Raw genomic sequence first — 26,040 nt, forward strand, 5'->3', positions numbered from 1 at the left:
GGGTGCCACAGTCAGGAGCCAAGGGGGATTTCTCATGTCCGAGATCGTTCTCGACCATGCGGCGGCGCTGAGGGAGCTGTCGCGGATGGTCACCGACGGTGCCGAACAACGCCGCGTGCACCAGGCACGCACACCGGAACTGGCCGCTTCGGCCGCCGGGCGCGACTTCGGGGACCGGGGCGCGGCCATCGCGCAGATGCTGCAGCGCCTGCACGCCGTCGGCGGGCAACGTATCGACGCCGTGACGGCCACCGCTGACGCCGCCCGCGCCCAGGTGCGGGTCTTCCGCGAGACCGACACGGACTTCGCCGCCACCCTGGGGAGGCGCCGGTGACCACGGCACCGACCCTGCTGGCCGGCGACTACGACCGGGCGGTGACCAGTTTCCGGCAGGCCTCGCGCGGCCTCTACCAGGGCCCGGCCGTGACGGGTGCCGCCCTGGACTCCGCCCTGCGGGCCACCGAGGGACTCGACCCGGCGGCGCTGCTGGAGAACACCCGCGCCGCGGTCGGCTCCAGCGATCCCTCGAATCTGGGCGCCATCCTGCCGGCCATCGGACGGCTGCTGGCGCAGGTGGTGCTGGGAGCGTTGCTCAACCAGCTCATCGACGCCGCGACCGACTGGTTCGACAACCGCTCCGACTCGGCGCAGCTGGAGGACTCCGCGGAGGAGGCGTCCGACGCCCTCACCGACATCCAGGACACCTCCGAGACCGGTATCGCCGAGATTCTCGCCACTCTGCGCACCGTCATCGACCAGCTGTGCGTCTTCCTCTCCCAGATGGACCCGGAGCGGTACCCGAATGAGTTCAATGAGTGCGTGCGCACCGGTGCGAACCTGATCGACGACGCCGGGCGGGCCGTGCTCGACTGCTGCCGGGAACGCGACGAGGCCGTCACGGGCTGTCTGGACGAGTTCCTCTCCCGCGGAGAGGAGGTCTGCGCCCGGCCGTGCCGCGTCACGGAGGCGCCCGAACCGGCTTGCCCGCCTGGGCAGCAGGGTCCGTCCCCGGGAACGGAGAAACCGGGGCCACCTGCGGCCGGTACGGAGGAACCGCCGACACCGGGACCGGCGCCGAAGCCGGCACCCGTGCCGGAGAAGCCTGTCGAACCTGAGGTTGTGCCGGAGGGGGAGTGCCCGCCCGAGGTGCCCACTACCCCGCAGTCGGTGGAACCGGAGCCGAAGCCGGAGCCGGAACCTCCGGTCGAGCCGGAGCCGGCACCGGAGAAGGAGGACTGCCCACCCGAGGCACCGATCACCCCGTCGTCGTCGGAGCCGGAAGCGGAACCTGAACCGGAGCCGGAGCCTGAGCCGGAACCGGTTCCCCCGGCGGATCCCGTTGAACCGACGACGCCCTGCCCGGAGGACTCCGCTCCCGAGCCCGACGCTGCGGAGCCTTGTCCTGAGCGCACCTCCTGCTGCGGAGTTCTCGGTGTCCTGGGCGTCGGTGTGGCCTTGCTGGGTCTCGGAATGCTGGCGACCGCGCTGGAGGGCGCGCTCATCGATGCCCCGGTCCCCGAACCGGTGCCCGAGCCTGAACCAGAGCCTGAACCGGCACCAGAGCCCGAGGCCGCCGAGGTGCCACCGCCCCCGGAGGACCTGGCGGAGGTCCCGGAGCCGCCACCACCCTCGAAACAGAATGTGCCCGCTGCCGCACCACCTCCGGCGGCTGAACCGGCACCCGCAGCCGTGCCCGTCGAGACCGCCCCGGCCACCACCCAGGTGGATCCGCCACCTGCCCCTGCGCCACCGCCACCACCTCCGGCACCTGAGCCGGAACCCGCGCTGCACACCGGCGGGGCCAGGAAGGCGGGGCAGTGGTGATGGAGTTCGAGGAGTTCTCCCGGCAGTTCCGGGAGCGGACCGCGCAGCGCATGCTCGACTTCGAGGCGGCCCTGGCCCGCGCACAGAACCGGATGGAGCGGGCCACGCAGACAGAGCAGAGCCGGGCCCGGCAACGTCCCCCGGCGGCGGGACAGCCGGGCCCGGTGGTCCACCGCCGGCCGCGGCCTCCCGGACCGGGTCACGGTGAGGTCCGGGGAATACTCAAACGCGGCTGATCAGAAGGATCAGAAGGGGAGGGCGTCGTCGCGGGCGGGACCGGCCTTCTCGGCGAGCTCCTCACCGGTGTAGCTGGTGATCTTCTTCGCCTCGGCCAGCGGGGCGGAGAATCCGGCGTACTCCTTTTCTCCCGCGAGCTGGTGCAGGAGGAAGCCGACGAGCAGGCCACGGACGGAGTCCTGGGCGGCGGTCTGCGGTCGACCGAGGCCGACGAACAGCTTGAACAGGGTGTCCTCGGAGAAGCCCTGCTGGTTGCCGTTCTCGATCTCACGGTAGGCGACGGGGCCGGCCCAGTTGTAGGCGAGCTTGGCCGGGTTGCCCGCCTCGACCAGGCCCGCCTGCCCGGAGCCGATCACCAGGCCGGGCACGTCGATGGAGCGGGCGGCGATCTCCGCCGGCGGGGCGGTGGCGGCGGGGTAGGCGGTGGCCACGGCCTGGACCTTGCTGTTGTTGGCCGCGGCGAGCACCGCGGCGCCGCCGCCCATGCCGTGTCCGATCATGCCGAGGCGACCGGGGCCGACGGTCACGTTGCCGTTGCCGAGTTTGACGCCCGCCGCGATCTGCAGGGCGGTCTCGAGGTCGGCGGCCAAGCCGCGGTGGTCCGGTGTGAAACCGGTCTCCGTGTCCGGGGCGGCCACGACGATCCCCCAGCTGGCCAGATGGCGGAGGGTGGCGCGGTACTTGGCCACCGGCTTCGTCCAGTCGTGTCCGAAAGCCACCGCGGGCAGCCGCTTGCCCTCCGCGGGGGTGTAGATCTTCCCCTTGAGACCGGCGTACCCGAGGTCGCCGACGAGCACGCGGTGCGGGCCGCGCTTGGACAGGTTCGCCAGGTGCTTCTTCAGATTCTCAGACACGTCCTCCACGATAGTGGAAGAGGACTGTTCCCACGCACGATGAACGCCGCGGCGCCGGAGAACCCGACCGGAGGAAATCCCCGGAATTTCACGCTCGGTCAGAGAAGTGGTCATACATTATGCTGTTTCCCATGTGTGGAATTGTTGGATATGTCGGTGAACGACAGGGGCTGAATCTTGCGCTCGAGGCGCTGCGCCGTATGGAGTACCGCGGGTACGACTCGTCCGGTATCGCGGTGGCGGGCACCGATGAGCAGGATCAGCGGGTCGTCACCATGGTGAAGCGGGCCGGCAAGCTCGCGAACCTCGAGGATCGTATCGCGGAGATCGGCGAGGAGAATCTGGCCGGCACCACCGCCATCGGCCACACCCGCTGGGCCACCCACGGTCGCCCGACCGACGAGAACGCCCACCCCCACCTGTCCTTCGACGGCCGCGCCGCGATCGTCCACAACGGCATCATCGAGAACTTTGCCCCGCTGCGCGCCGAGCTGGAGGCCGCGGGTATCGAGCTGACCTCCGAGACCGACTCCGAGGTCGCCGCCCATCTGCTGGCGCGCGCCTACAACGAGGGCGGGACCGCCGGTGACTTCCGCGCCAGCGCCCTGCACGTCCTGAGCCGTCTCGAGGGCGCCTTCACCCTGCTGTTCATGCACGCCGACCACCCGGACCAGATCATCGCCGCCCGCCGTTCCACCCCGTTGATCGTCGGGGTCGGCGAGGGTGAGATGTTCCTCGGCTCCGATGTCGCCGCCTTCATCGAGTTCACGAAGAACGCCGTGGAGCTTGAACAGGACAACGTCGTGGTCATCACCAAGGACTCCTACGAGGTCCTCAACTTCGACGGCACGCCGGGGCAGGGCAAGCCGTTCACCATCGACTGGGATCTCGCGGCGGCCGAGAAGGGCGGCTACGACTCCTTCATGCTGAAGGAGATCCACGAGCAGCCCGCCGCCGTGCGCGACACTCTGGCCGGCCACTTCAGCGAGGGGCGTGTCATCCTCGACGAGCAGCACCTGTCCGAGACCGACCTGAAGTCCGTCAACCAGGTCTTCGTCGTTGCCTGCGGCTCCGCCTACCACTCCGGCCTGCTGGCCAAGTACGCCATCGAACACTGGGTGCGCATCCCCGTCCAGATCGAGGTGGCCTCCGAGTTCCGCTACCGCGATCCGGTGCTGGACGAGCGCACCCTGGTGCTGGCGATCTCCCAGTCCGGCGAGACCGCCGACACCCTCGAGGCCGTGCGCCACGCCAAGACCCAGGGCGCGAAGGTGCTGGCGGTGTGTAACACCAACGGCTCACAGATCCCGCGCGAGTCCGACGCCGTGCTCTACACCCACGCCGGCCCGGAGATCGGGGTGGCCTCCACCAAGGCCTTCCTCGCCCAGGTCGCCGCGAACTACATCGTCGGTCTGGCCCTGGCGCAGGCGAAGGGCACGAAGTACCCGGACGAGATCCGCGAGATCTGGGACGCCCTGGAGGAGATCCCCGCCAAGATCGAGGAGCTGCTGGAGGTCAAGGACCAGGTCGGGGAGATCGCCGGGTTCCTCGGCGCCGTCCAGACCATGCTCTTCCTCGGGCGCGGCGTCGGCTATCCCATCGCGCTGGAGGGCGCGCTCAAGCTCAAGGAGCTGGCCTATATCCACGCCGAGGGGTTCGCCGCCGGTGAGCTCAAGCACGGCCCGATCGCCCTGATCGAGGATGACCTGCCGGTCGTCGTCATCGTCCCGTCCCCGCGCGGCGTGAAGCTGCTGCACTCGAAGATCGTCTCCAACATCCAGGAGATCCGCGCCCGTGGCGCGAAGACGATCGTCATCGCGGAGGAGGGCGACACCGCCGTCGAGCCGTACGCCAACTGGCTGATCCGCCTGCCGCAGACCTCCACGATCATGCAGCCGCTGCTGGCGACCGTCCCGCTGCAGTTCCTGGCCGCCGACATCGCCCGCGAGTGCGGCAACGAGGACATCGACAAGCCGCGCAACCTCGCGAAGTCCGTCACCGTGGAGTAGCCCGCGTAGCGACGTCGTGAGGGACGGGGACGACCACCGGGTCATCCCCGTCCCTCGTTGCGTACCGTGACCCGGCTACACGCTGGCCGGCTCGGACTGGGCCAGCTTGTGCAGCCGCGGGATCGGCATGCGGATGTTGAGCGCGGCGGCTGAACCCTGTCCCGGCCAGTGCAGGACGGCGGAGCGCTCGGCGAGGTCCCCCTTGACGACGACCGGCTGCTCGTCGCCGTGGGGGATGGGCCCGCTGATCTTGAGGTTCATGCCCCACTGGTCGGTCCAGAAGTAGGACTGGAAGCTCAGCGATTCGGCCTCGTCGCCGGTCAGCAGGGCCGCGGCGGCGGTCTTGGCCTGTTCGATGGCGCTGGTCCAGACCGGGCTGCGGCGGGGGCCGTCCGCCCCGTCCAGCCAGGCGACGTCACCGGCGGCGACGATGTTGTCGCGCACCCGGCAGCGCCCGTCGGTGACCAGACGGCCGTCGACAAGCAGCCCGGAGTCGCGCAGCCAGCCGTCATTGGGGATGTCGCCGGCGGCGGAGATGACCACGTCCGAGCTGAGTTCCGCCCCGGAGGCCAGGGTGACGGCCATGCCCTCGGCGGTCTCGCGGACCTCCGCGACGAAGTCGTCGACCAGCGTCAGGCCGTGCTCGAGGGCGGCCTCGGTGAGCACGCCGGCCAGCAGCGGGCCGATGTGCGGCAGCATCGGGGTGCCCGGGTGGACGAGGGTGACCGCGCAGCCCAGCCCGATGGCGCCGGAGGCGACCTCCATGCCGAGGGGACCGCCGCCGATGACCGTGACCCGCGGCCGGGACTCCAGCCGCTTCCGCAGCTGCACGGCGTCGTCGAGCGAGCGCAACGTGAACTCGCGCGCGCTGCCGGTGAAGCGCCGGGCGTGGGTGCCGGTGGCGATGACCAGGCCGTCGTAGGACAGTTCGGTGCCGTCGTCGAGGGTGACGGTCCGCTTCTCCGGATCGAGGCCGGTGGTGCAGCGACCCAGTAGTTCGGTGCCGCCGTGAGTGGCGTCGGGGAGGAAGTTGACGGCCAGTTCATCGCCGGGGGCCAGCGCCGCCTTGGACAGGGCGGGGCGACTGTAGGTGGCGTGGTGCTCTTCGCCGATGACGGTGAGTTCGCCCTCGAAGCCGAGGCGGCGGAGTGTGTCGCCGGCGGTCAGACCGGCGACACCGTTGCCTGCGATGATGATGTGGTCCATGGTCACACCAGCTTCAGGGCGGCGACGGGGCAGACGCGGACGGCGTCCCGGGCGGCCGGCAGATCCCCGGAGTCGACCTCGGTGACGTCGAGGATCAGCTCGCCCTCGTCATCGAGGTGCATCAGGTGCGGGGCGGCCTCCTCGCAGAGGCCGTGGCCCTCGCAGCGGGGGCGGTCGAGTTCGATGCGGGTGTGGTCGGCGACCATGATGGGTCCTCCTGGGTGAAAAGGTGTCCGGCAGGGCGGGGAGTGTGATGCCCGTCATGCTTCTGTGGGGTCGAGCCTCGCAGATTCCGGATAATCTGTCTAATGAATAAACAAAATGACTAACATTCCTGACATGAATAACTTCCGGGAACTCCCCACGTCATCCCGCACCTTCGGGGTTAATCTCGCCACCGTCGACCTGAATCTGCTCGTCTCCCTCCATGCGATCCTCGAGGAACGTTCCGTCACCGGGGCCGCCGACCGGGTGGGACTGTCCCAACCGGCGATGAGCCACGCCCTGCGCCGCATCCGGAAGCTCTTCGGCGACGAAATCCTCATCCGCCAGGGGGTGCACAGCGTGCTCACCCCGCGGGCGCAGGGGCTGCTGGGGCCGTTGCGTGAACTGCTGCACCGGGCCTCCCGGCTGCTCGGTGGTGAGGCCTTCGACCCGGAACGGAGCCAGCGCACGGTGACGATCGCGATGTCGCCGACCATGGCCTACATTCTCGGTCGCGCCGTCACGCACCTGCTGGAGGAGGAGGCGCCGCGGATGGGATTGCGGATCATCGCCACCACCGACACCTCCGACGCGGTCTTCCTCGAACAGGGGGCGGATGTCCTGCTGCTGGCGGAGGGGTATGAGACGGAACATCCCCGCCAGCGGCTCTTCGATGACGAGTGGGTGGTCATCGGCGGCACCCCCGAGCTGCTGGAGGGGGACGTGATCTCCCGGCTGCAGGACTGGCCCCACGTGGCGCTCGACTCGGAGCGGTTGACGCGCCCCTATGAGGTGCTCCGGCACCGGGGCGTGGACGTGAAGGTGCAGGTGCGGGTCAACGACTACCTCCTGCTGCCGCAGTTCGTCGCCGGGGTGCGCAAGATCGGCCTGCACCGCCGCCGCGCCGTCGAGCGGATGACGCACAACCACCCGCTCTACATCGCGGATTTCCCGTTTCCGTTGCTCGGTTTGGGGGTGGACACCGTGTGGAACCCCTGGCTGGGTGACGCCGCTTTCCGGGAATGGCTGCGGGATCTGCTCCTGCGGGCTTGTGACATGCAGTGGCCGAATAATGAAGATTAGGAACATTCATTTGTCCGATGGGCGTGGGCGCGCTTTACTGTGACCCAGATCAAGTTCACTCATCCGAGAGAGGTGCACCATGACGGTCGCAGTGCCCGCCACATCCACCATCGACCTGTTCTCCGACGACGTCCTGCGCAACACCGAGGCCGTGTTCGCCGAACTCCGGGAGCTGGCCCCGGTTGTCTACCTGCCGGCCAACGACTCCTGGGTGGTCACCCGCTACGAGGACATCCGCGACGCCCTGGGTGATCCCGCCACCTTCTCCTCCAGGGCGGTCGCGTTCAACGAACAGATGAACGAGATCCTCTCCGGCACCAGCCTGGCGTCCGATCCACCGCAGCACGGCGATCTCCGCGCGGTGCTCACCGACAACCTCTCGCCGCGCGCCATGCGCAAGATGAAGGCCGGTATCTACGAAAAGGCCGACGAGCTGGTCCGCGAACTCGTCGAGCGCGGCAGCTTCGACGGCATGGCCGACATGGCCGTGCACTTCCCGGTCTCCATCGTCCTCGACCTCATCGGCGTCCAGGGTGACCTGCGCGAGAGGATCCTGCCCTGGGGAGAGGCCGCCTTCAACCTGCTCGGCCCGATGAACCAGCGCGCCCAGGAGAGTCTGCCGATCGCCGGCGAGCTGTTCCACTGGACCCACGAGGAGATGCGGGGTGAGGACCTGGCCGAGGGCAGCATCGGTCGCAATATCTGGGAGGCCGCCGAGCGCGGTGACATCTCTCACGAGAGCTTCGGCTACATCGTCCACCAGATCCTGGCCGCCGGCATGGACACCACCATCACCACCATCGGCAATGCGCTGGTGCTCCTGGCGCGGAATCCGGAGCAGTTCGAGAAGCTGCGCCAGGACCCGAAGTTGGTCCCGGCCGCGCTCACCGAGGTCCTGCGCGTGAAGACCCCCACCCCGGCCTTCGGCCGCCGGACCACCCGCGACGTCGAGATCGGCGGCACGGTCATTCCGGAGGGCGCGCAGGTGGCCCTGCTCTACGGTTCCGGCAACCTCGATCCGCGCAAGTTCGAGAATCCGGAGACCTTCGACATCTCCCGCAACGCCGTCGACCACCTCGGCTTCGGCTACGGCATCCACGCCTGCGCCGGGCAGGGGCTGGCCAAACTGGAGATCCACGGACTGCTCGAGGCCTGGGCCACGCGCGTCAAGAGCTACCGGGTCGGTGAGGTCGTCCAGCGCCTGAACAACTTCACCCGCCCCTACGACTCCATCGAGATCACCGACCTCGTGCCCGCCGGTGAGTAGTACCCGCCGGGGACCGCTGTGGAGGCGTGACCGATTCCCGCGGCACGGGAAGCGCTGACACGCCGATGTCGGCCGCGGAGGAGTGGTCCTCGACCGGGACCACTCCTCCGCGGCCCTTTCTGACGTCACTCGCCGCGAATCGACGAAGACCGGCACCCGCTTCGTCTGTCTCGTCCCCGGGCTCATTCCGGCCACGGCGGTCCTGACTCGCTGGCACAGTGGAGGTGTGACGCCGCCGTACCATGGCGGCGCACGCAGTGGGGACAGAACTGGGACGACGAAGACGAGAAGAAGGAGACAAGGCAATGAGCCTGGAGTTCAACCATGTGACACTTCCGCAGCGGGTGCTGTTCGGTTTCGGCCGGGCGTCCGGGAACCTGGCCGCGGAAGTCCGCCGATTCGATGCTCAGCGGGTGATGGTCATCGCCGGCGAACGCGAACTGGACCTGGCCCGGGAGGTCGCCGCCGGGATTGAGGTGGCGGTCTGGCACTCGGACGTGGTCATGCACGTGCCGGTCGAGACCGCTGAGGCCGCCCGCGATGTCGCCCAACGCAACGAGGTGGACCTGCTGGTGTGCGTGGGCGGCGGATCGACCACGGGGCTGGCGAAGGCGGTGGCGCTGACCACCGGCATCCCGATCGTCGCGGTGCCGACGACCTACGCCGGTTCCGAGGCGACCAACGTGTGGGGCCTGACCGAGAACGGGCGCAAGACCACCGGCACGGACAACCGGGTGCTGCCGGCCAGCGTCATCTACGACTCGGAGCTGACCCTGTCGCTGCCCGTGGAGCTGTCGGTGGCCTCCGGGCTCAATGGTCTGGCGCACTGCGTGGACTCGCTGTGGGCGCCGGAGGCCGATCCGGTCAACGCGGCGATGGCCGCCGAGGGCATCCGGGCGCTCAATGAGGGGCTGCCGGTGATCGTCGAGGACCCGCAGTCGGTCCACGGCCGGGATCTGGCGCTGTACGGGGCGTACCTGTCGGCGGTGGCGTTCACCTCCGCCGGTTCCGGCATGCACCACAAGATCTGCCACATCCTCGGTGGCACGTTCAACCTGCCGCACGCCCAGACCCACGCCACCGTGCTGCCGTACGTGCTGGCCTTCAACGCCCCCAACGCCCCGGAGGCGGAGGCGCGCATGGCCGCCGCGTTCGGTGCCCCCACCGCACTCGAGGGCCTGCAGGGGCTGCGGGAACGTCTCGACGCCCCGACCGCCCTGGCCGACTACGGCTTCACCGCCGACGACCTGCCCACGGCCGTCGCGCTGGCGCTGGAGGCGATCCCGGACTCCAACCCGCGCGCCGTCGACGAGGGCAGCCTCACCGCCCTACTGACCGCCGCGCTGAGCGGCGATAATCCGGCCTCCGTCCAGGACAACTAGGGAACACCGCACCCGGGATCGCCCGGAACCGGTGGCTCTCCGGTGCCCGACGCCGGACGGGCGGGACCCGGGGGAGCGCAGCTGGGCGAAGTGCCGCTGCGACATCGTCCTCGCCCCCGCCGAGAAGTAGGGCCTGCGGTCCTGGTGGCACAATAGGTCCCCATGGACCTGTTGACCGCCCGCATCGATCTCGACGCCATCGCCCACAACACCCGCCTGCTCAAGGACCTGGTGGGGGAGGCGCGCCTGATGGCCGTGGTCAAGGCCGACGGCTACGGCCACGGCGCCACCGAGGTCGCCCCCGTCATGGCCGCCAACGGCGCCGACGCCTTCGGGGTCGCCACCCTCGCCGAGGCCGTCGAGCTGCGCGAGTCCGGCATCGAGACCCCCATCCTCGCCTGGATCTGGTCACCCCACCAGGACGTCGCCGAGGCGCTGGCACTGAATATCGAGCTCGGCGTGCCCTCGCTGGAGCACGCCCGCGCGCTGGTCGCCGCCGAGGTGCCCGCCCGCGTCTGCGTCAAGGTCGATACCGGCCTGCACCGTTCCGGGGTCGACGAGGCCGAGTGGGACGAGGTCTTCACCACCCTGCGCGACGCCGCGCACCTGACCGTCACCGGCGTATTCTCCCACCTGTCCTGCGCCGACGAGCCCGATAACCCGGAGACCGACCGGCAGGCCGAGCGCTTCCGCCGGGCGATCGCCCGCGCCCGGGAACTCGGCCTCGAGGTGCCCGTCAACCACCTGTGCAACTCACCCGGCGCCCTGACGCGGGCGGACCTGCACTTCGGGCAGGTCCGGGTGGGCGTGGCCCTCTACGGCCAGGAGCCGGTCCCGGGGCTCGACCACGGCCTGAAGCCCGCGATGACCTGGGTGGGCCGGGTGGCGGTGGTCAAGCCGATCGCGCCGGGGGAGGGCACGAGCTACGGCCTGACCTGGCACGCCGAGCGGGCCGGCCGGCTCGCCGTCATTCCCTGCGGCTACGCGGACGGGTTGCCGCGAATGGTGCAGGGGCACCTGGAGGTCGGTATCGGCGGGAAGCGCTACCCGCAGGTCGGCCGGGTGTGCATGGACCAGATCGTCGTCGACCTGGGCGACAACGCCGCCGACGTCCGCCCCGGGGACGAGGCCGTCATCTTCGGTGCCGGCGGCATGTCCGCCACCGAGCTGGCCGAGGCCACCGGCACCATCAACTACGAGATCATCTGCCTGCCCACCGGCCGCACGGTGCGCACCTACACAGGAGGCGACCAGCAGTGAAGCCCACCTTCCCGACCACCGGCACCCGCCGCCTCGAGACCGCGGCCGACACCCAGACCTTCGGCGAGGAGCTCGGTACCGTGCTGGAGGCCGGCGACGTCGTCATCCTCGACGGCCCGCTCGGCGCCGGCAAGACCACCTTCACCCAGGGCGTGGCCCGCGGGATGGGGGTCAGGGGGCGGGCGACCTCCCCGACGTTCGTCATCGCCCGGGAGCACCGTTCCACGGTGGACGGTCCGGCGCTCGTGCACGTCGACGCCTACCGGCTGGTCGGCGAGGGCGGTTCCGGGGATCCCATCGGGGAGCTGGACGCCCTCGACCTGGACACTGAAATCGAGGACGCGGTCGTCGTCGCGGAGTGGGGCGGAGGACTGGTCGAACAGATCGCGCAGACCTACCTGCTGATCCGGATCGACCGCGAGACCGCCGTGGCCGAGGACCCGTCCTCCGAGGCGCGCATCTTCACCTGGGAGCTGCTCGGGGCCTCGTAGACTCACGGACTCACGGCCGCAGCACGGCGAACGGGTCAGTGACCGTCAGCTCCCGTCGCGTGAAGCGGTAGAGCTGCGCGGGCCGCCCACCCCCGGTCCCGGGGGCCGCATGCTGCCCGGTCTCCGCGAGCTGACCGCGGCGGGTGAGGATGCGTTTGAGGTTCGTGGCGGAGACCTCGTGGCCGAGCACCGCGGCATAGGCGTCGCGCAGCCGGGCGATGGTGAAGCTTGCCGGTGCCAGCGCGAAGGCGATGTTGGTGTAGGACAGCTTGGCGCGCAGTCGCTCCACGCCCACCTGCGTGAGTTCGCGGTGGTCGAAGGCCATCTCCGGCAGGTCGGCCACCGGCAGCCAGGCCAGCTCCCCGCGCACCCGCGGCCCGTCCGACCAGGGCAGGAGTCCGAGGAAGGCGGTGGCGATGGTACGGTCCCAGGGGTCGCGGCCGGGCGCGCCGCGGGTCTCCAGCTGCTCGAGGTGGGCGGGGGCGGCGATTCCCGCCCGCTGCCCGAGGTGCCGCAGCACTGATTCGGTGAGGGTCTCCTCGACCTCGACCGCGCCGCTCGGCAGCGCCCACCGGTCCTCGAAGGGGGCCCGGCGCCGCCGGTAGGCCAGCACCTCGAGCGCCGGGGGCGCGGGGTCGTCGAACCTGATCCGCAGGGTCACCGCGACCGCCTCGTGGCGGTACTTGGCCACACCGAGGGGGTCGCGGAGGGGGCCCGGGCGGTTGGGACTGTGCACGAATCGGATGCTAGCATGCGGCAAAAGTTTTCGACCCCCGGTCGCAAACCTCTGAGGAGGAGAAATGACACCCACGGCACCAGCCGGCGCGCTCGCCACCCCGGCCCCGACCTGGCGGCGCGAGACCGGAGCGGTCATCATCGGCTCCGGGGCCGCCGGACTCGCGACGGCGGTCCACCTCGCGGAGGCGGGCGTGCCCGCGATGCTGCTCACCCGCGCCACCGACCCCGCCGACTCCTCGACCGACTGGGCCCAGGGCGGACTGGCCGCGGTGTGGGACTCCGCCGACTCCCCTGAGGCCCACGTGGCGGACACCCTCACCGCAGGCGCCGGACTCTGCGACCCCGCGGCCGTGCGCACCCTCGTCGACGCCGCTCCGCACGCCGTCCGCCGGCTCATCGCCCTCGGCGCCCGGTTCGACCGCGGGGGCGACGGCGACGACTACGACCTGCACCTCGAGGGCGGGCACAGCACCCGGCGCATCCTCCACGCCCGCGGCGACGGCTCCGGCCGCGAGGTCGAGCGCACGCTCGTCAACGCCCTGCGCCGCCGGCTGGACCGGCCCGGCTGCAGCGTCCGGCTGCGCACCGGCCTCCGCGCCGTCGACGTGCTCACCGACGCCCACGGGGCCGCCGCCGGCGTCCGGGTCCGGGACGCGACGGGACGCATCGGTGACCTACTCGCTGACTCGGTCGTGCTGGCGACCGGCGGGGCCGGCCAGGCCTGGACCCTGACCTCGAACCCGGGGGTGGCCACCGGCGACGGACTGGCGATGGCCTGGCGCGTCGGGGCGGTGCTGCGCGACGTCGAGTTCACCCAGTTCCACCCCACGATCCTCCACCGCCGCACCGGGCAGGAGCGGAGCGGCGGGCGCGACGTGCTCATCTCCGAGGCGGTGCGCGGCGAGGGCGCCGTCCTCATCGACCATGCCGGACGGCGGGTCATGGCCGGGGTGCACCCGCTGGCCGACCTGGCCCCGCGCGACGTCATCTCCGCGGCGATGCACGCACGAATGCTGGCCACGGGGGAGGAGTACCTGCTGCTCGACGCCCGCCACTTCAGCGCGCGGGCGTGGGCGACGAAATTCCCCGGCATCCTCGCGATGCTGCGCGAACGCGGCATCGACCCCGTCACCGAGCCGATTCCCGTGCGCCCCGGCGCCCACTACCTCTGCGGCGGGGTGGCCGCCGACATGGACGGACGCACGAGCGTCCCCGGTCTCTACGCCATCGGGGAGGTCGCCGCCACCGGGGTGCAGGGCGCCAACCGGCTGGCCTCCAACTCGGTGACCGAGGCACTCGTCATGGGCGACCGGTGCGGGCAGCTGCTGGCCTCCGCACCCCCGGGCAGGGCGGGTGAGCCCGTCGAGCGGCCCGCCGTGGCACTCACGGACGCGGCGGCGCGGACCCGCATCCACGGGATCATGGACACCTACGTCGGGGTGCTGCGCACCGCCGAGGGCCTCGACGCGGCAATCGACGGGCTCGACGCGCTGCCCACCCTGCCGGTGACCCGCCCGGACGTGGACGACGCAACGCTGGATACCACGGCCCTGCACGCCGTCGGCAGACTCATCGCCCGGGCGGCCCGGGAACGCGACGAGTCCCGCGGGGCCCACCGCCGTGCCGACCACCCTCAGACCTCCGGAGACTGGGAGAGCCACCTGCGCCTGGCCCCCGGCGCGGCCGGGGAGATCGTGATCACCCACGAGCCGGTGGGCGCGGTCGTCGCGGCCGTCTGAGCTCCCGCGCCCGAAACCGCCCCACGCACCGGTTCCGGTCGTACGCTGACTGCATGGCCAACCCTTTCACCGACGGCGCCGACTACGCCCTCCACCGCCCCGACTACCCACGGGAGCTGGGCGGCCTGCTCGCGGAACTGCCGGCACGGCGCGCAACCGCCCTCGATGTCGGCTGCGGCACCGGGCAGTTGACCGTCCAGCTTTCCCGTCACTTCGACCGGGTCCTCGGCGTCGACGCCAGCGCCGGCCAGATCGACGCCGCCACCCCGGCCCCGGGGGCAACCTACCGGGTCGGTACCGCGGAGGACCTGCCCGTCGACGACGCCGGCATGGACCTGATCACCGTCGCGCAGGCCGCCCACTGGCTCGACCTGCCTGCCTTCTACCGTGAGGTTGACCGGGTCGCGGCCCCCGGTGCGGCCCTGGCCCTGGTCAGCTACGGCATGTGCCGTCTCGACGCCGAGGCGGACCCCGGAATCGACGAGCTCTACCAGGAGTTCTACTGGGGTGAGTTCCACCGGTTCTGGGCGCCGGCCCGCGTGCACGTCGAAAACGGCCTGGCCGATCTGCCGTTCCCCTACGAGGAGGTCGAGATCGTCTGCCCGCCGATCGTGCGCAAACACCGGCTCGCCCACTTCCTCGGCTACGTGGGCACCTGGTCCGCGGCGAAGAAGGCCCGTGAGAGCGGGCACGGTGGTGAGCTGGCGGACTTCGCCCGACGCTTGGCCGCCCGCTGGGGTGATCCCGAGCAGGCCCGCACCGTGGTCTGGCCGGTGACGGTGCGCGCCGGGCGGGTGGGCTGAAGGGGGCGGGCGGTTTTCCCGGAACCCCGAACGGAAAGCGCAGTATTTTCTGGTGCCTGTTCGGGGACCGGCGTAATTTTCCCGCCCCTGGCAGGGATGGTCGATTGAGCGACACGGGCACGTCCCGCCCGGGTTGTCAGCCGCCTGACAGGGGCGGGCCGTGAAACGCGCAGATACACCCGGTACCGTGGGCCCGTTAACCGAACCAATGAAGGGGAGCTTGTGCGTCTGTCCAAGAAGAGCTTGTGGATCGTGGTCGCGATTCTGGTCGTGTGGGTCATCGTGCTGGGTGGTCTCGTCGCCCGCGCGGGGATGACGGAATCCCGTTTCGAAACCTCCGGTGGCCTCGAGCGCACCCTCGGCGCCTTCGATGAACAGGGACTGACGATCTCCGCGATCTCACCGGCGGACGTCTACGGCGAGGAGTGGAGCGCCGGGGCGATCATCTGCCCGTCCGAGACCGAGGAGACCATCCGCCAGAACTTCGACGTCGACGCCTCCGAACTGGAGATCGGCGCCCTCGGCATCCCGGAGGACACCAATTACCTGATGCTCCGCAACGCCGACGGCGAGGCGGTCTTCGACGGGATGGACCGCTCCGTCATGGACCTGTGCACCGTCCCGCTCCAGGGTTATTTCGACACCCGCCTGATGATGCCGGTGGCGAAGACCGAGGCCGGCGGCTGGGGCCTGGCGGTCTGATCCCGTTAGGCACGTGTCAGGGCAGCGACTACCCTGAACACCGTGCTAGTACTCTCGATCGACACCTCCACCCCGGACCTGGTCACCGGCGTCGTCGACACCGACACCGGTGAGTCGGTCGACCGCGTCCTCCCGGGCACGCGCGCCCACAACGAGCAGCTGACACCCACCGTGCAGACGGCGCTCGCCGACGCCCGCGTCACCTTCGCCGACCTCGACGCCGTCGTCGTCGGCTGCGGGCCGGGCCCGTTCACCGGCCTGCGGGTCGGCATGGCCTCGGCCGCCGCGTTCGGCGACGCCCTCGGCATCCCCGTCCACGGGGTGTGTTCATTGGACGCGATCGCCCACCGCCTCCCGGAGGACACGAAGCTCGTGGCCATCGACGCCCGCCGCCGCGAGATCTACTGGGCCACCTACCGCGGCACGGAACGCACCTCCGGCCCGGACGTCCGGGCCCCCGGCGAGCTGGAGCTGCCGCACGACGTCGAGGTCGTCTCCGTGCCGGCCCACCTCGCGGAGAAGCTTCCCGAACAGCTCGCGGACGTCGCGAAGCGCGATCTTGCGCCGACGCCGGCGTCGTTGGTGGCCGTCGCGGACCTGGACGCCACCCCGGGGCCGCTGACCCCGCTGTACCTGCGCCGCCCCGACGCCAAGGAACCGAAGTCCGTACCCCGGTCCCCCGCCATTCCGCAGGTGGAGATCTAGATGGAAATCCGCGCCCTGCAGACCCGCGACGCCGCCCGCTGCGCCGAGCTGGAGCAGATCCTCTTCCCGGGCGACAACCCCTGGTCCCGCGACATCTTCGCCATCGAGTTCTCCCACCCCCACACCTTCTACCTCGGCGTCTTCGACGACGAGGGGGACGAGGAGGTGCTCGTCGCCTACGCCGGTATGGCGATGCTCGGCCCGCGCGATGACCCGGAGTTCGAGATCCACACCATCGCCGTGGACCCGGAGCACCAGCGCCGCGGGCTCGGCCGGCTGCTCATGGATCAGCTGATGCACGCCGCCGATTCCTTCGACGGGCAGGTCTTCCTCGAGGTCCGCACCGACAATGCACCGGCGATCGCCATGTACGAGGCCTTCGGCTTCGTCAACCAGGGCGTGCGCCGCAACTACTACCAGCCCTCCGGGGCCGACGCCTACACCATGAGCCGCCCGTCCAGGAGTGAGAGGGAACAATGATCGTCCTCGGTATCGAGACCAGCTGTGATGAGACCGGCGTCGGTGTCGTCGACCTTGACGAACACGGCCACCTGGAGATCCTCGCCGACTCGGTCGCCTCCTCCATGGAACAGCACGCCCGCTTCGGCGGCGTGGTCCCCGAGATCGCCAGCCGGGCCCACCTCGAGTCGATGGGCCCGGTGATGCGCGCGGCGCTGGCCGAGGCGGGCGTCGAGAAGCCCGACGCCGTCGCCGCGACCGTCGGGCCCGGCCTGGCAGGCGCCCTGCTCGTCGGTGCCTCGGCCGCGAAGGCGTATGCCGCGGCCTGGGGCGTGCCCTTCTACGGCGTCAACCACCTCGGTGGGCACGTGGCCGTGGCCAACCTCGAGGGCGACGCCCTGCCGCACTCCGTGGCGCTGCTCGTCTCCGGCGGACACACCCAGCTGCTGGAGGTCGACGCCGTCGGCCTGCCCATGCGCGAGCTCGGCTCCACCCTCGACGACGCCGCCGGCGAGGCCTACGACAAGGTCTCCCGCCTGCTGGGGCTCGGCTACCCGGGCGGACCGGTCATCGACAAGCTGGCGAAGCAGGGCGACCCGCAGGCCGTAACCTTCCCGCGCGGGCTGATGAAGGCGGAGGACTCCCGCGGCGACCACCGCCACAACTTCTCCTTCTCCGGGCTCAAGACCGCGGTGGCCCGCTACGTCGAGGCCGCCGAACGCGAAGGGCGCGTCATCTCCGTGGCGGACGTGTGCGCTTCCTTCCAGGAGGCCGTCTGCGACGTGCTGACGATGAAGGCCGTGCGCGCCTGCCAGGACACCGGTGCGAAGGTTCTGCTGCTGGGTGGGGGAGTGGCCGCGAACTCCCGGCTGCGGGAACTCGCACAGGAGCGTTGCGCGGCCGCCGGCATCGAGCTGCGGGTGCCGCGGTTCAAGCTGTGCACCGACAACGGCGTGATGATCGCGGCGCTCGCGGCCCAACGCATCCACGAGGGAGCCGGAGCGAGTGAACTGACCGTGGGCACCGATCCCTCGATGGAGGTCGAGGTGCCACAGGCCTAGATGATTGATTCCGGGGGTTTAGTGGTCGTACGCGGTCAATGATCTTAGGACCGGCTGGCCGGTGGTGTGGTTGTGCCAGATCACCGCGCTCAACGCCAGCAACCGCCGCACCATCCGGCTGAGCACCCCGGAGATGGTCCGGCCTCCGTGCTGCTCCAGGCCCAACTGGCCTTTCAACGTGTCAAACACCGACTCGATCCGTTGCCGCAGAGGTTTCAGAAAGTGCTTGCCGGGCCTGGATGTTTCCCCTTTCCGGGCCGGCCGGATGAGTTCGACACCACCATTGTTGAGTTCTTCTTCCAACCAGGTGCCGTTGTAGCCCTTGTCCGCCATGATGATCTGGCCGGCCGGCACGGGCACCGGTGCCGCATCCAGCATGGACAGCAGGGTGGCGCGTTCATCGGCCTTCGCCCCGGTGAGCGCGTAGCCGACCGGCAGACCGTGCAGGGTGGAGACCAGATGCAGCCGTAGTCCCCAGAAAAAGCGGGAGTGCGACGCGCAGTAGCCGTACTCGGCGAACCCGGCCATGTTCGATCGTTTCACCGTTTCCCGGGAGCGGCCACATTCGACCGGGGTGGAGTCCACGACCCAGACGTCATCGTTGAGCAGCCCGGTACAGGTGGCCAGGTGGGTCATGATGTGCTGCATGAGTTCGGTGAGGTTGCGTTGGCGTTTGTTGTAGCCGGGCTGCTGGGGGATATAGGGAAATACGCTGGCCAGTCGTGTGCGGGCGAAGCGGATGAAGCGGCGTTCGGAGGTGAATCCGAGCAGGGTTTCGATGATGCCCAGGACGATGAGTTCCGCGTCGCTGATCCGTGGTTGGATTCCGGTGGCTGGTCGCTGTGGCGCGAGCTCGGGATGGGTGTTGATGAAGTCGTCGGCGGTGACGTAGAGTGCGGTTGCGAGAGTGTTGAGATTGTTGTCCACAACTTCGATCTTGAACACTCTCGCTTTATTTTTGGGTAGCGACTCCCCTGGAATCAATCATCTAGGGCGACGCACGTTCGCCGCGCGCATCCGCCTGAGGTGACGTACGTTGTGCGTGACCGCGCTTCCTCATCTCGTGCACCAGGGAGGTCCCATGCCCACCGGTTTCCTCGTCAGCCCCGATCTGTCCCACCGTGCCGTCACCTTCGAGCTGGAACACGCCAACGAATTCCTCGGCGGCGTCACCGATGACCGCGTGTCCGTCGCCTTTCAGGAGGACGGGACCACCTTCGCCGCCCTGTATAACCCCGAGGCCAAGGCCCGCGGTGCCGAACCCAATCCGGTCGCCTCCCTGGGGCGCAATGAAGCGGCCACCGGCAACTCGGCGTTCCTGGCGGATCCCACCACCGCGATCTCCGGGCCGGTGGTGTTCATCGGCGCCGAGGGGCAGGACATCGGCCTGGACGACATCGAGCGGATCAGGGATGGTATCCGCGCCGTCAGGACCTACCGCGAGGACAATGAGGATGAGTACCGTTACTGGCGGGCGGCCGTCCTCAATCTCGGGCGGTTCGACGTCTAGTTCCTTCGGGGGATTCTTCCGTGCAAACCCCCGTTTGGCACCCGCTACAGTTGAGTGCTGGCACTCACGGGGGTAGAGTGCCAGGCAGGTTGTCGAACCCACAGTTGTTCACCCGCGACGACGACTGTGCTGGGCACCGCAACCGGCACAATCTATTCATTCCATCTCACGCACGGAGGAATATCGTGGCAAACGTCAACATCAAGCCGCTCGAGGACAAGGTCCTGGTCCAGATCGTCGAGGCCGAGACCACCACCGCTTCCGGTCTGGTCATCCCGGACTCCGCCAAGGAGAAGCCGCAGGAGGCCACCGTCATCGCCGTGGGCCCGGGCCGCACCAACGAGAAGGGCGAGCGCGTCGCGGTCGACGTCAACGAGGGTGACACCGTCATCTTCTCCAAGTACGGCGGCACCGAGCTGAAGTACGGCGGCGAGGAGTACCTGCTCCTGTCCGCCCGTGACCTGCTCGCCATCGTCGAGAAGTAGGCGATCCCCCTATGGCAAAGCTGATTGCATTCGACCAGGAGGCCCGCGAGGGCATCCAGCGCGGCGTCGACACGCTTGCCGACGCCGTGAAGGTCACCCTCGGCCCGCGCGGCCGCAACGTGGTGCTCGACAAGGCCTTCGGTGGCCCGACCGTCACCAATGACGGCGTGACCATCGCCCGCGACATCGACGTCGAGGACCCCTTCGAGAACCTGGGTGCCCAGCTGGTTAAGTCCGTCGCCGTCAAGACCAACGACAACGCCGGTGACGGCACCACCACCGCGACCCTGCTCGCCCAGGCGCTCATCCAGGAGGGCCTGCGCAACATCGCCGCCGGCGCCAACCCCGTCGAGCTCAACCGGGGCATCGCCGCGGCGGCCGAGAAGGTCGTGGAGCAGCTGAAGTCCCGCGCCACAGAGATCTCCTCCCCGTCGGAGATCGCCAGCGTGGCCACCGTCTCCTCCCGCGACGCGGTCGTCGGTGAGATGGTCGCCGGTGCGATGGAGAAGGTCGGCAAGGACGGCGTGCTCACCGTCGAGGAGTCCCAGTCCATCGAGTCCTCCCTGGACATCACCGAGGGCATCTCCTTCGACAAGGGCTTCCTGTCCCCGTACTTCATCACCGACGTCGACGCCCAGCAGGCCATTCTCGACGACGCGCTGGTGCTGCTCGTGCGCAACAAGATCTCCTCCCTGCCGGACTTCCTGCCGCTGCTGGAGAAGGTCGTCGAGTCGGGCAAGTCCGTCCTCATCATCGCCGAGGACGTCGAGGGTGAGCCGCTGCAGACCCTGGTGGTCAACTCGATCCGCAAGACCATCAAGGCCGTCGCGGTGAAGGCCCCGTACTTCGGTGAGCGCCGCAAGGCCTTCATGGACGATCTCGCCGTCGTCACCGGCGCGACCGTCGTCGACCCGGAGGTCGGCATCAACCTCAACGAGGCCGGCACCGAGGTGCTGGGCTCCGCCCGCCGCGTCACGGTGACCAAGGACGAGACCGTCATCGTCGACGGCGCCGGCGCCGCCGAGGCCGTCGAGTCCCGCCGCGAGCAGATCCGCCGCGAGATCGAGTCCACCGACTCCACCTGGGACAAGGAGAAGGCCGAGGAGCGCCTGGCCAAGCTGTCCGGAGGGGTCGCCGTCATCCGTGTCGGCGCCGCCACCGAGACCGAGGTCAACGAGCGCAAGCTGCGCGTCGAGGACGCCATCAACGCCGCCCGCGCGGCCGCCCAGGAGGGCGTCATCGCCGGCGGCGGCTCCGCGCTCGTGCAGATCTCCGAGGAGCTGAAGTCCTACGCCGAGGAGTTCTCCGGCGAGGCGAAGACCGGTGTGCTGGCTGTCGCCCGTGCCCTGGTCAAGCCGGCCTACTGGATCGCCGCGAACGCGGGCCTGGACGGCTCCGTCGTGGTCTCCCGTATCGCCGGGCTGCCCAACGGTGAGGGCTTCAACGCCGCCACCCTGGAGTACGGCAACCTCGTCGAGGCTGGCATCATCGACCCGGTCAAGGTCACGCATTCCGCCGTGGTCAACGCCGCCTCCGTGGCGCGCATGGTCCTGACCACCGAGGCATCCGTGGTGACCAAGCCGGAGGAGGAGGGCGAGGCCGCCCAGGGCGTCCACGGCCACCACCACTAGTCGGTTGACCCCGGCTGGTTTTCCGGTCGATACAGGGGCCCGGGAGGACGAGGATGTCCTCCCGGGCCCCTGGTGTCGTGCAGAAGGCTCGTGGAGTCGCCGGGAAGGTACGGGGAGGGGCCCGCCCGCCGGGGCACGTGCACTGCCGGCCCTGGGGAGGGCCGGGCCGGGGGTGCGGTCCTTAAGCGTTGACCCTCTGGCGGTTATTGCGGCTGCGCAGCACCGACAGTCGTTCGGACTCGGAGAGACCGCCCCAGATGCCGTAGGGCTCGGCGACCTGGAGGGCGTGCTCACGGCAGGCGGCGATCACGGGGCAGCTGTGGCAGATGGCTTTCGCGCGGTTCTCGCGCTGTGCGCGGGCGCGGCCCCGCTCCCCGTCCGGGTGGTAGAAGACATCCGACTCCTCCCCCCGGCAGGAACCGTGGAGCTGCCAGTCCCAGAAATCAGCGTTGGGACCGGGAAGCAGGTGCGGCTGTGCCATGTTCAAAATCTCCTCAGCAAAGAAGCGTGGAACAAAAAACGATCGCCACGGGATGCGGCGCAGTTGGCAGTGTGGTAGCCGGTGATGAACAATTGGTTGCCAAATAGTTGCCAAGTTGTTGAAAACGGCGAATTTGAGGAAAAGTCACCCCTTTCACCTGCGTTTTTATTCAAGGTTAAAGCTTCATGAACTTTCCGGACGCGGGAAATCCGGGGTGATCGGGTAGCATAATCAGTCGGTCTGCCGAACCCGGGCGGGCCCACCAGCTGAAACCGGAGGCAGACACACGTGAGCGATACCGAGAGTGAGCTGGCGGATCTCGTACCGCTGGCCATTGACGGCGATCGCCGATCCCTCCAGCAGATCATGCGGATCATCCATCCCCAGGTGCTGCGGTACGCGCGCGCCCGGGTAGGGGGCGGCCGCACCCCCACGGCGGAGGACATCGCCCAGGAGATCTGTCTCGCGGTGGCCACCTCCATCGGCAACTTCGTGGACCGGGGCCGGCCCTTCATGGCCTTCGTCTACGGCATCGCCTTCAACAAGGTCGCCGACGCCCACCGTTCCATGGCGCGAGACCACTCCCATCCCACCGACGAGGTTCCGGACACTTCGAACGACCAGGACACCCCCGAGGAATACGCGCTGGTCAGCGACGGAAGTAACAGAGTGCGCGCTCTTCTCGATTCATTAAGTGACAAGGCCCGCGACATCGTGATCCTGCGAGTGTTCGTCGGGCTGTCCGCGGAGGAGACCGCCTCCGTTGTCGGGAGCACCCCGGGCGCCGTTCGCGTCGCGCAGCACCGCGCGCTCGCGACGCTGCGCAAGAATCTTGAACAAGGAGGAGAGAAGTGACGAAGCGTCGTAACGAGGACGCCCCCACTGCCGATGTCACGGACCAGCTCAAGCCGCTGGTCGATGACGACGCCTTCCTCACCGAGCTTTCCCGGGGCGTCAACCCCTCCGACGGGCAGGACGAGCTGGCTGCGCTGTTGCTCGAGCTGCGCGGGGACGTCGAGAAGCAGATGCCGCCGGCCCCGGTCGTCGAGGGCGCCGACGAGGAGCCCGCCGTGATCTCCCTGGGGGAGCGGCGCCGCCGCCGACGCGGCCGTCCGATCCTCTCCGGGCTGATCGGCGCGGCCGCCGCCACCCTGGTCATCGCCGGATCCGGCACCGTGCTCTACAACGCCACCCCGGGTTCCCCGCTGTGGGGCGTGTCCAGCGCGCTGTTCGATGACCGGGCCGCCGTGGTCGAGCTCGCCAGCACGCTCGAGGAGATGGACTCCCGCGCCGCCGAGGGCGACATGGACGGCACGCGTGCCCTGTTGGTGGAGGCGCGCAACCTCCTCGACGGAATGCGGGAGCAGAACCGGATCCAGCAGGACACGTCGGCCACCCCGGCACCGGCCCCGGATCCGTTGCCCACCACCGTCACCGAGCAGGCGGAGCCGACCGGGACGCCTGAGCCGGTCACCGAGACGACAACCGTCACGGACGTCCAGACGGAGACCGCCACCGAGACCGCCGTGGCCACGGTGACGGTCACCCAGGCCCCGCCGATCCGGGACAACCCGCTGCCGAACCCCAACCCGAACCCCAACCCCACCACTCAGCCGACGCAGCCGGGGGAGCCGACCGCGCCGACGACCTCTCTCGCCCCGCCGCAGACGCAGTCGCCGGTGCAGCCGACGGACGCCCCCGTCGGCTAGGAGCGGCTCACCGCTGCCGGATCGGTTGAAGCCCGGCCAGTGCCTGATGAATGACCATCAGTCACCGGCCGGGCTTCCCGTGTTTCTGCCCTGCCGCGGCCGCCGCGTCAGCGGGCGGGATCAGCGGGCGTCGAGCCCGTCGAGGTAACCCAGGGCGTAGTCCCAGGGCACGTACGCGGAGACATCGGGCTGGGCGCTGGGCTCGTGGACGGGCGAGAGCTCCCCGGCCAGCGTGGCGGACATGTTCGCCGCCATGATGTCCCAGTCGTAGTAGTGGAATTCATCGCAGTCCTCGCACAGGAAGAAGATGCCCTGGATTCCGCGCGGGGCGAGGACCCGCTGGAATTCCGCGACCAGCTCCAGATCCTGCCTGATGCTCGCGCGCTCATCCTCGGACAGCGGCGGCATCGGCTCGTCAGCCTCGAGGAAGGATGCCGGGTCGTTCGGATCGTCGGCAAACGGGTCACGGGGCATCTGGGCGTCGTAGTTCACACCGGCCACACTATTGTGGACCGTCTGTCGGGGCAATTCCCGCTGGCTAACACGCTTGATCGGAAAGGCACTACAGTGTAGACATCGCGGAAGCCACCGAAGTGCACGAAGGAGCAAGATTCCATGACCGATCAGCGTGTGTCCACCGGGGGAGACGATCCGAACAAGGTGGCCCTGCTGGGTCTGACCTTCGACGATGTTCTCCTCCTGCCGGCGGAGTCCAATATCGTCCCCAGTGAGGTCGACACCTCCGCCCAGTTCTCCCGCAACATCCGCCTGGGCGTCCCGGTCGTCTCCGCGGCCATGGACACGGTGACGGAGGGGCGCATGGCGATCGCCATGGCCCGTCAGGGCGGCCTGGGTGTGCTGCACCGCAACCTCTCCTCCCAGGAGCAGGCCGAGCAGGTCGAGATCGTCAAGCGTTCCGAGTCCGGCATGGTCACCGATCCGGTCACCTGCAGCCCGGACATGACCATCGCCGAGGTCGACGCCGTGTGCGCCCGCTTCCACATCTCCGGGCTGCCGGTCGTCGACGCCGACGGTGTCCTGCTGGGCATCTGCACCAACCGTGACATGCGTTTCGAGTCCGACCCGAACCGCAAGGTCTCCGAGGTCATGACCCCGATGCCGCTGGTCGTCGCCGAGGAGGGCGTGTCCAAGGAGGAGGCGCTCGAGCTGCTGTCCTCCCACAAGATCGAGAAGCTGCCGATCGTCAACGAGTCCCGCAAGCTCGTCGGTCTGATCACCGTCAAGGACTTCGTCAAGTCCGAGCAGTACCCCAACTCCTCCAAGGACTCCTCCGGCCGGCTGCTCGTCGCCGCGGGCATCGGCACCGGTGAGGAATCCTGGCAGCGCGCCGGCCTGCTGGTCGAGGCGGGCGTCGACGTGCTCGTCATCGACTCCGCCCACGCCCACAACAACCGCGTGCTCGAGATGGTCTCCCGCGTGAAGAAGGAGTGGGGGGACCGTGTCGACGTCGTCGGCGGCAACCTCGCCACCCGCGGCGCGGCCCAGGCCATGATCGACGCCGGCGCGGACGCCATCAAGGTCGGCATCGGCCCGGGCTCCATCTGCACCACCCGCGTCGTCGCCGGCGTCGGTGCCCCGCAGATCACCGCCATCATGGAGGCCTCCGTGCCCGCCCGTAAGGCCGGTGTCCCGCTCATCGCCGACGGCGGCATGCAGTTCTCCGGTGACATCGCCAAGGCCCTGGCCGCCGGCGCCGACACCGTCATGCTCGGCTCCATGCTCGCCGGCACCGCCGAGGCCCCGGGCGACATCGTCGTGCTCAACGGCAAGCAGTACAAGCGCTACCGCGGCATGGGATCCATGGGTGCCATGCAGGGCCGCGGCCTCTCCGGCGAGAAGCGTTCCTACTCCAAGGACCGCTACTTCCAGGCCGATGTCCGCAGCGAGGACAAGCTCGTGCCCGAGGGCATCGAGGGCCGGGTGCCGTTCCGCGGCTCCATCGACGCCATCACCCACCAGCTCGTCGGCGGCCTGCGCGCGGCCATGGGCTACACCGGCTCCGCCAGCATCGAGGAGCTGAAGACGAAGCAGTTCGTCCAGATCACCTCCGCGGGCCTGAAGGAGTCGCACCCGCACCACATCCAGCAGACCGTCGAGGCGCCGAACTACCACTAGTCCCCACGACCCGGTCCAGCCGGTGGCTCAACCCCACCCCGACGTTGCTGTCGGGGTGGGGTTC

At 69.5% G+C, this 26,040-nt stretch carries 28 protein-coding genes; 21 read left to right on the forward strand and 7 right to left on the reverse strand.

What is annotated here, in order from left to right; all coding sequences use genetic code 11:
* Positions 1 to 34 precede the first annotated feature (34 nt).
* The 3 genes from A605_RS02890 to A605_RS02900 are packed head-to-tail and all read left to right on the forward strand — an operon-like array spanning position 35 to position 2,060.
* Entirely contained in the window at positions 35 to 334 is a 300-nt protein-coding gene (locus A605_RS02890; RefSeq protein WP_015400004.1) for a hypothetical protein, read from the forward strand.
* Positions 331 to 1,824: a hypothetical protein gene (locus A605_RS02895; RefSeq protein WP_015400005.1), complete on the forward strand. Its 1,494-nt coding sequence runs from the start codon at positions 331 to 333 to the stop codon at positions 1,822 to 1,824. Before A605_RS02890 ends, A605_RS02895 begins: the two co-directional genes overlap by 4 nt.
* Positions 1,824 to 2,060 carry a hypothetical protein gene (locus A605_RS02900; protein WP_034990529.1) on the forward strand — a complete coding sequence of 79 codons (237 nt, stop codon included), beginning with the start codon at positions 1,824 to 1,826 and terminating at the stop codon, positions 2,058 to 2,060. Before A605_RS02895 ends, A605_RS02900 begins: the two co-directional genes overlap by 1 nt.
* Before the next feature lie 9 nt (positions 2,061 to 2,069).
* Here the strand turns inward: A605_RS02900 and A605_RS02905 are convergent, their stop codons facing one another.
* Positions 2,070 to 2,915, reverse strand: coding sequence for a poly(ethylene terephthalate) hydrolase family protein (locus tag A605_RS02905; RefSeq protein WP_027004240.1), 846 nt, complete (start codon positions 2,913 to 2,915; stop codon positions 2,070 to 2,072).
* A gap of 131 nt (positions 2,916 to 3,046) precedes the next feature.
* Here A605_RS02905 and glmS point away from each other — a divergent pair, with 131 nt between their 5' ends.
* Positions 3,047 to 4,924: a glutamine--fructose-6-phosphate transaminase (isomerizing) gene (gene glmS / locus A605_RS02910; protein ID WP_015400008.1), complete on the forward strand. Its 1,878-nt coding sequence runs from the start codon at positions 3,047 to 3,049 to the stop codon at positions 4,922 to 4,924.
* 75 nt (positions 4,925 to 4,999) lie between these two features.
* Here glmS and A605_RS02915 read toward each other — a convergent pair whose 3' ends face one another.
* Both A605_RS02915 and A605_RS02920 read right to left on the reverse strand, forming a co-directional pair.
* Entirely contained in the window at positions 5,000 to 6,130 is a 1,131-nt protein-coding gene (locus tag A605_RS02915; protein ID WP_027004241.1) for an NAD(P)/FAD-dependent oxidoreductase, read from the reverse strand.
* A gap of 2 nt (positions 6,131 to 6,132) precedes the next feature.
* Positions 6,133 to 6,336: a ferredoxin gene (locus tag A605_RS02920; RefSeq protein ID WP_015400010.1), complete on the reverse strand. Its 204-nt coding sequence runs from the start codon at positions 6,334 to 6,336 to the stop codon at positions 6,133 to 6,135.
* Positions 6,337 to 6,469: 133 nt separating this feature from the next.
* On the opposite strand from A605_RS02920, the gene A605_RS02925 reads away from it, so the two are divergent.
* The 5 genes from A605_RS02925 (at position 6,470) to tsaE (ending at position 11,817) form a co-directional block, all read left to right on the forward strand.
* Positions 6,470 to 7,417, forward strand: a complete 948-nt coding sequence (locus A605_RS02925; RefSeq protein ID WP_015400011.1) for a LysR family transcriptional regulator — start codon at positions 6,470 to 6,472, stop codon at positions 7,415 to 7,417.
* Between the two features lie 79 nt (positions 7,418 to 7,496).
* Positions 7,497 to 8,684, forward strand: coding sequence for a cytochrome P450 (locus A605_RS02930; RefSeq protein WP_015400012.1), 1,188 nt, complete (start codon positions 7,497 to 7,499; stop codon positions 8,682 to 8,684).
* A gap of 305 nt (positions 8,685 to 8,989) precedes the next feature.
* Positions 8,990 to 10,066 (forward strand): maleylacetate reductase, encoded by a 1,077-nt coding sequence (locus A605_RS02935; RefSeq protein WP_015400013.1) that lies wholly within the window; start codon positions 8,990 to 8,992, stop codon positions 10,064 to 10,066.
* 162 nt (positions 10,067 to 10,228) lie between these two features.
* Entirely contained in the window at positions 10,229 to 11,326 is a 1,098-nt protein-coding gene (gene alr, locus A605_RS02940) for an alanine racemase (protein WP_015400014.1), read from the forward strand.
* Complete coding sequence (gene tsaE / locus A605_RS02945) at positions 11,323 to 11,817, forward strand: tRNA (adenosine(37)-N6)-threonylcarbamoyltransferase complex ATPase subunit type 1 TsaE (RefSeq protein ID WP_015400015.1); 495 nt, start codon at positions 11,323 to 11,325, stop codon at positions 11,815 to 11,817. The genes alr and tsaE overlap by 4 nt, the downstream gene beginning before the upstream one ends.
* A gap of 10 nt (positions 11,818 to 11,827) precedes the next feature.
* Here the strand turns inward: tsaE and A605_RS02950 are convergent, their stop codons facing one another.
* A complete protein-coding gene (locus A605_RS02950) occupies positions 11,828 to 12,553 on the reverse strand; it encodes an NUDIX hydrolase (protein ID WP_015400016.1) in 726 nt (241 codons plus the stop codon).
* A 64-nt stretch (positions 12,554 to 12,617) separates the two neighbouring features.
* Here A605_RS02950 and nadB point away from each other — a divergent pair, with 64 nt between their 5' ends.
* The 6 genes from nadB to tsaD all read left to right on the forward strand — a co-directional run bounded on the left by nadB (position 12,618) and on the right by tsaD (position 18,024).
* Positions 12,618 to 14,294, forward strand: a complete 1,677-nt coding sequence (nadB, locus tag A605_RS02955; protein WP_015400017.1) for an L-aspartate oxidase — start codon at positions 12,618 to 12,620, stop codon at positions 14,292 to 14,294.
* 53 nt (positions 14,295 to 14,347) lie between these two features.
* The gene (locus tag A605_RS02960) at positions 14,348 to 15,097 is read left to right on the forward strand and encodes a class I SAM-dependent methyltransferase (protein ID WP_015400018.1); all 750 of its coding nucleotides are present in this window, start codon (positions 14,348 to 14,350) and stop codon (positions 15,095 to 15,097) included.
* 222 nt (positions 15,098 to 15,319) lie between these two features.
* Positions 15,320 to 15,799, forward strand: coding sequence for a hypothetical protein (locus A605_RS02965; RefSeq protein ID WP_015400019.1), 480 nt, complete (start codon positions 15,320 to 15,322; stop codon positions 15,797 to 15,799).
* Between the two features lie 42 nt (positions 15,800 to 15,841).
* Complete coding sequence (gene tsaB, locus A605_RS02970) at positions 15,842 to 16,504, forward strand: tRNA (adenosine(37)-N6)-threonylcarbamoyltransferase complex dimerization subunit type 1 TsaB (protein WP_015400020.1); 663 nt, start codon at positions 15,842 to 15,844, stop codon at positions 16,502 to 16,504.
* Complete coding sequence (gene rimI, locus A605_RS02975) at positions 16,505 to 16,984, forward strand: ribosomal protein S18-alanine N-acetyltransferase (protein WP_015400021.1); 480 nt, start codon at positions 16,505 to 16,507, stop codon at positions 16,982 to 16,984.
* Complete coding sequence (tsaD, locus tag A605_RS02980) at positions 16,981 to 18,024, forward strand: tRNA (adenosine(37)-N6)-threonylcarbamoyltransferase complex transferase subunit TsaD (protein ID WP_015400022.1); 1,044 nt, start codon at positions 16,981 to 16,983, stop codon at positions 18,022 to 18,024. The genes rimI and tsaD overlap by 4 nt, the downstream gene beginning before the upstream one ends.
* Positions 18,025 to 18,042: 18 nt before the next feature.
* On the opposite strand, the gene A605_RS02985 is transcribed toward tsaD, so the two are convergent.
* The gene (locus tag A605_RS02985; RefSeq protein ID WP_042440207.1) at positions 18,043 to 18,951 is read right to left on the reverse strand and encodes an IS982 family transposase; all 909 of its coding nucleotides are present in this window, start codon (positions 18,949 to 18,951) and stop codon (positions 18,043 to 18,045) included.
* 154 nt (positions 18,952 to 19,105) lie between these two features.
* Between A605_RS02985 and A605_RS02990 the strand changes: the two genes are divergently transcribed.
* The 3 genes from A605_RS02990 to groL all read left to right on the forward strand — a co-directional run bounded on the left by A605_RS02990 (position 19,106) and on the right by groL (position 21,650).
* Positions 19,106 to 19,534: a hypothetical protein gene (locus tag A605_RS02990; RefSeq protein WP_015400023.1), complete on the forward strand. Its 429-nt coding sequence runs from the start codon at positions 19,106 to 19,108 to the stop codon at positions 19,532 to 19,534.
* A gap of 185 nt (positions 19,535 to 19,719) precedes the next feature.
* Positions 19,720 to 20,019: a co-chaperone GroES gene (gene groES / locus A605_RS02995; protein ID WP_015400024.1), complete on the forward strand. Its 300-nt coding sequence runs from the start codon at positions 19,720 to 19,722 to the stop codon at positions 20,017 to 20,019.
* Positions 20,020 to 20,030: 11 nt separating this feature from the next.
* Entirely contained in the window at positions 20,031 to 21,650 is a 1,620-nt protein-coding gene (groL, locus tag A605_RS03000) for a chaperonin GroEL (RefSeq protein ID WP_015400025.1), read from the forward strand.
* 181 nt (positions 21,651 to 21,831) lie between these two features.
* Here groL and A605_RS03005 read toward each other — a convergent pair whose 3' ends face one another.
* Positions 21,832 to 22,131: a WhiB family transcriptional regulator gene (locus A605_RS03005; RefSeq protein ID WP_015400026.1), complete on the reverse strand. Its 300-nt coding sequence runs from the start codon at positions 22,129 to 22,131 to the stop codon at positions 21,832 to 21,834.
* A 288-nt stretch (positions 22,132 to 22,419) separates the two neighbouring features.
* On the opposite strand from A605_RS03005, the gene A605_RS03010 reads away from it, so the two are divergent.
* Together A605_RS03010 and A605_RS03015 are read left to right on the forward strand one after the other, a co-directional pair.
* Positions 22,420 to 22,986: a sigma-70 family RNA polymerase sigma factor gene (locus tag A605_RS03010; protein WP_015400027.1), complete on the forward strand. Its 567-nt coding sequence runs from the start codon at positions 22,420 to 22,422 to the stop codon at positions 22,984 to 22,986.
* Positions 22,983 to 23,840: a hypothetical protein gene (locus A605_RS03015; RefSeq protein ID WP_015400028.1), complete on the forward strand. Its 858-nt coding sequence runs from the start codon at positions 22,983 to 22,985 to the stop codon at positions 23,838 to 23,840. The genes A605_RS03010 and A605_RS03015 overlap by 4 nt, the downstream gene beginning before the upstream one ends.
* Before the next feature lie 120 nt (positions 23,841 to 23,960).
* Here the strand turns inward: A605_RS03015 and A605_RS03020 are convergent, their stop codons facing one another.
* Positions 23,961 to 24,332 (reverse strand): DUF5319 domain-containing protein, encoded by a 372-nt coding sequence (locus A605_RS03020; protein WP_027004585.1) that lies wholly within the window; start codon positions 24,330 to 24,332, stop codon positions 23,961 to 23,963.
* Positions 24,333 to 24,455: 123 nt separating this feature from the next.
* Here A605_RS03020 and guaB point away from each other — a divergent pair, with 123 nt between their 5' ends.
* On the forward strand, positions 24,456 to 25,976 hold the full coding sequence (guaB, locus tag A605_RS03025) for an IMP dehydrogenase (protein WP_015400030.1): 1,521 nt from the start codon (positions 24,456 to 24,458) through the stop codon (positions 25,974 to 25,976).
* Positions 25,977 to 26,040: the final 64 nt, after the last annotated feature.

The sequence above is a fragment of the Corynebacterium halotolerans YIM 70093 = DSM 44683 genome, from assembly GCF_000341345.1.
Taxonomy (GTDB): Bacteria; Actinomycetota; Actinomycetes; order Mycobacteriales; family Mycobacteriaceae; genus Corynebacterium; species Corynebacterium halotolerans.

Bases quoted from the DNA above. Each gene is read 5' to 3' on its own strand.
- A605_RS02890 (WP_015400004.1), top strand. From the start codon at position 35: ATGTCCGAGATCGTTCTCGACCATGCGGCGGCGCTGAGGGAGCTGTCG.
- A605_RS02900 (WP_034990529.1), top strand. From the start codon at position 1,824: ATGGAGTTCGAGGAGTTCTCCCGGCAGTTCCGGGAGCGGACCGCGCAG.
- glmS (WP_015400008.1), top strand. From the start codon at position 3,047: ATGTGTGGAATTGTTGGATATGTCGGTGAACGACAGGGGCTGAATCTT.
- A605_RS02915 (WP_027004241.1), bottom strand. From the start codon at position 6,130: ATGGACCACATCATCATCGCAGGCAACGGTGTCGCCGGTCTGACCGCC.
- A605_RS02920 (WP_015400010.1), bottom strand. From the start codon at position 6,336: ATGGTCGCCGACCACACCCGCATCGAACTCGACCGCCCCCGCTGCGAG.
- A605_RS02925 (WP_015400011.1), top strand. From the start codon at position 6,470: ATGAATAACTTCCGGGAACTCCCCACGTCATCCCGCACCTTCGGGGTT.
- A605_RS02930 (WP_015400012.1), top strand. From the start codon at position 7,497: ATGACGGTCGCAGTGCCCGCCACATCCACCATCGACCTGTTCTCCGAC.
- A605_RS02935 (WP_015400013.1), top strand. From the start codon at position 8,990: ATGAGCCTGGAGTTCAACCATGTGACACTTCCGCAGCGGGTGCTGTTC.
- alr (WP_015400014.1), top strand. From the start codon at position 10,229: ATGGACCTGTTGACCGCCCGCATCGATCTCGACGCCATCGCCCACAAC.
- nadB (WP_015400017.1), top strand. From the start codon at position 12,618: ATGACACCCACGGCACCAGCCGGCGCGCTCGCCACCCCGGCCCCGACC.
- A605_RS02960 (WP_015400018.1), top strand. From the start codon at position 14,348: ATGGCCAACCCTTTCACCGACGGCGCCGACTACGCCCTCCACCGCCCC.
- rimI (WP_015400021.1), top strand. From the start codon at position 16,505: ATGGAAATCCGCGCCCTGCAGACCCGCGACGCCGCCCGCTGCGCCGAG.
- tsaD (WP_015400022.1), top strand. From the start codon at position 16,981: ATGATCGTCCTCGGTATCGAGACCAGCTGTGATGAGACCGGCGTCGGT.
- A605_RS02990 (WP_015400023.1), top strand. From the start codon at position 19,106: ATGCCCACCGGTTTCCTCGTCAGCCCCGATCTGTCCCACCGTGCCGTC.
- groL (WP_015400025.1), top strand. From the start codon at position 20,031: ATGGCAAAGCTGATTGCATTCGACCAGGAGGCCCGCGAGGGCATCCAG.
- A605_RS03005 (WP_015400026.1), bottom strand. From the start codon at position 22,131: ATGGCACAGCCGCACCTGCTTCCCGGTCCCAACGCTGATTTCTGGGAC.
- guaB (WP_015400030.1), top strand. From the start codon at position 24,456: ATGACCGATCAGCGTGTGTCCACCGGGGGAGACGATCCGAACAAGGTG.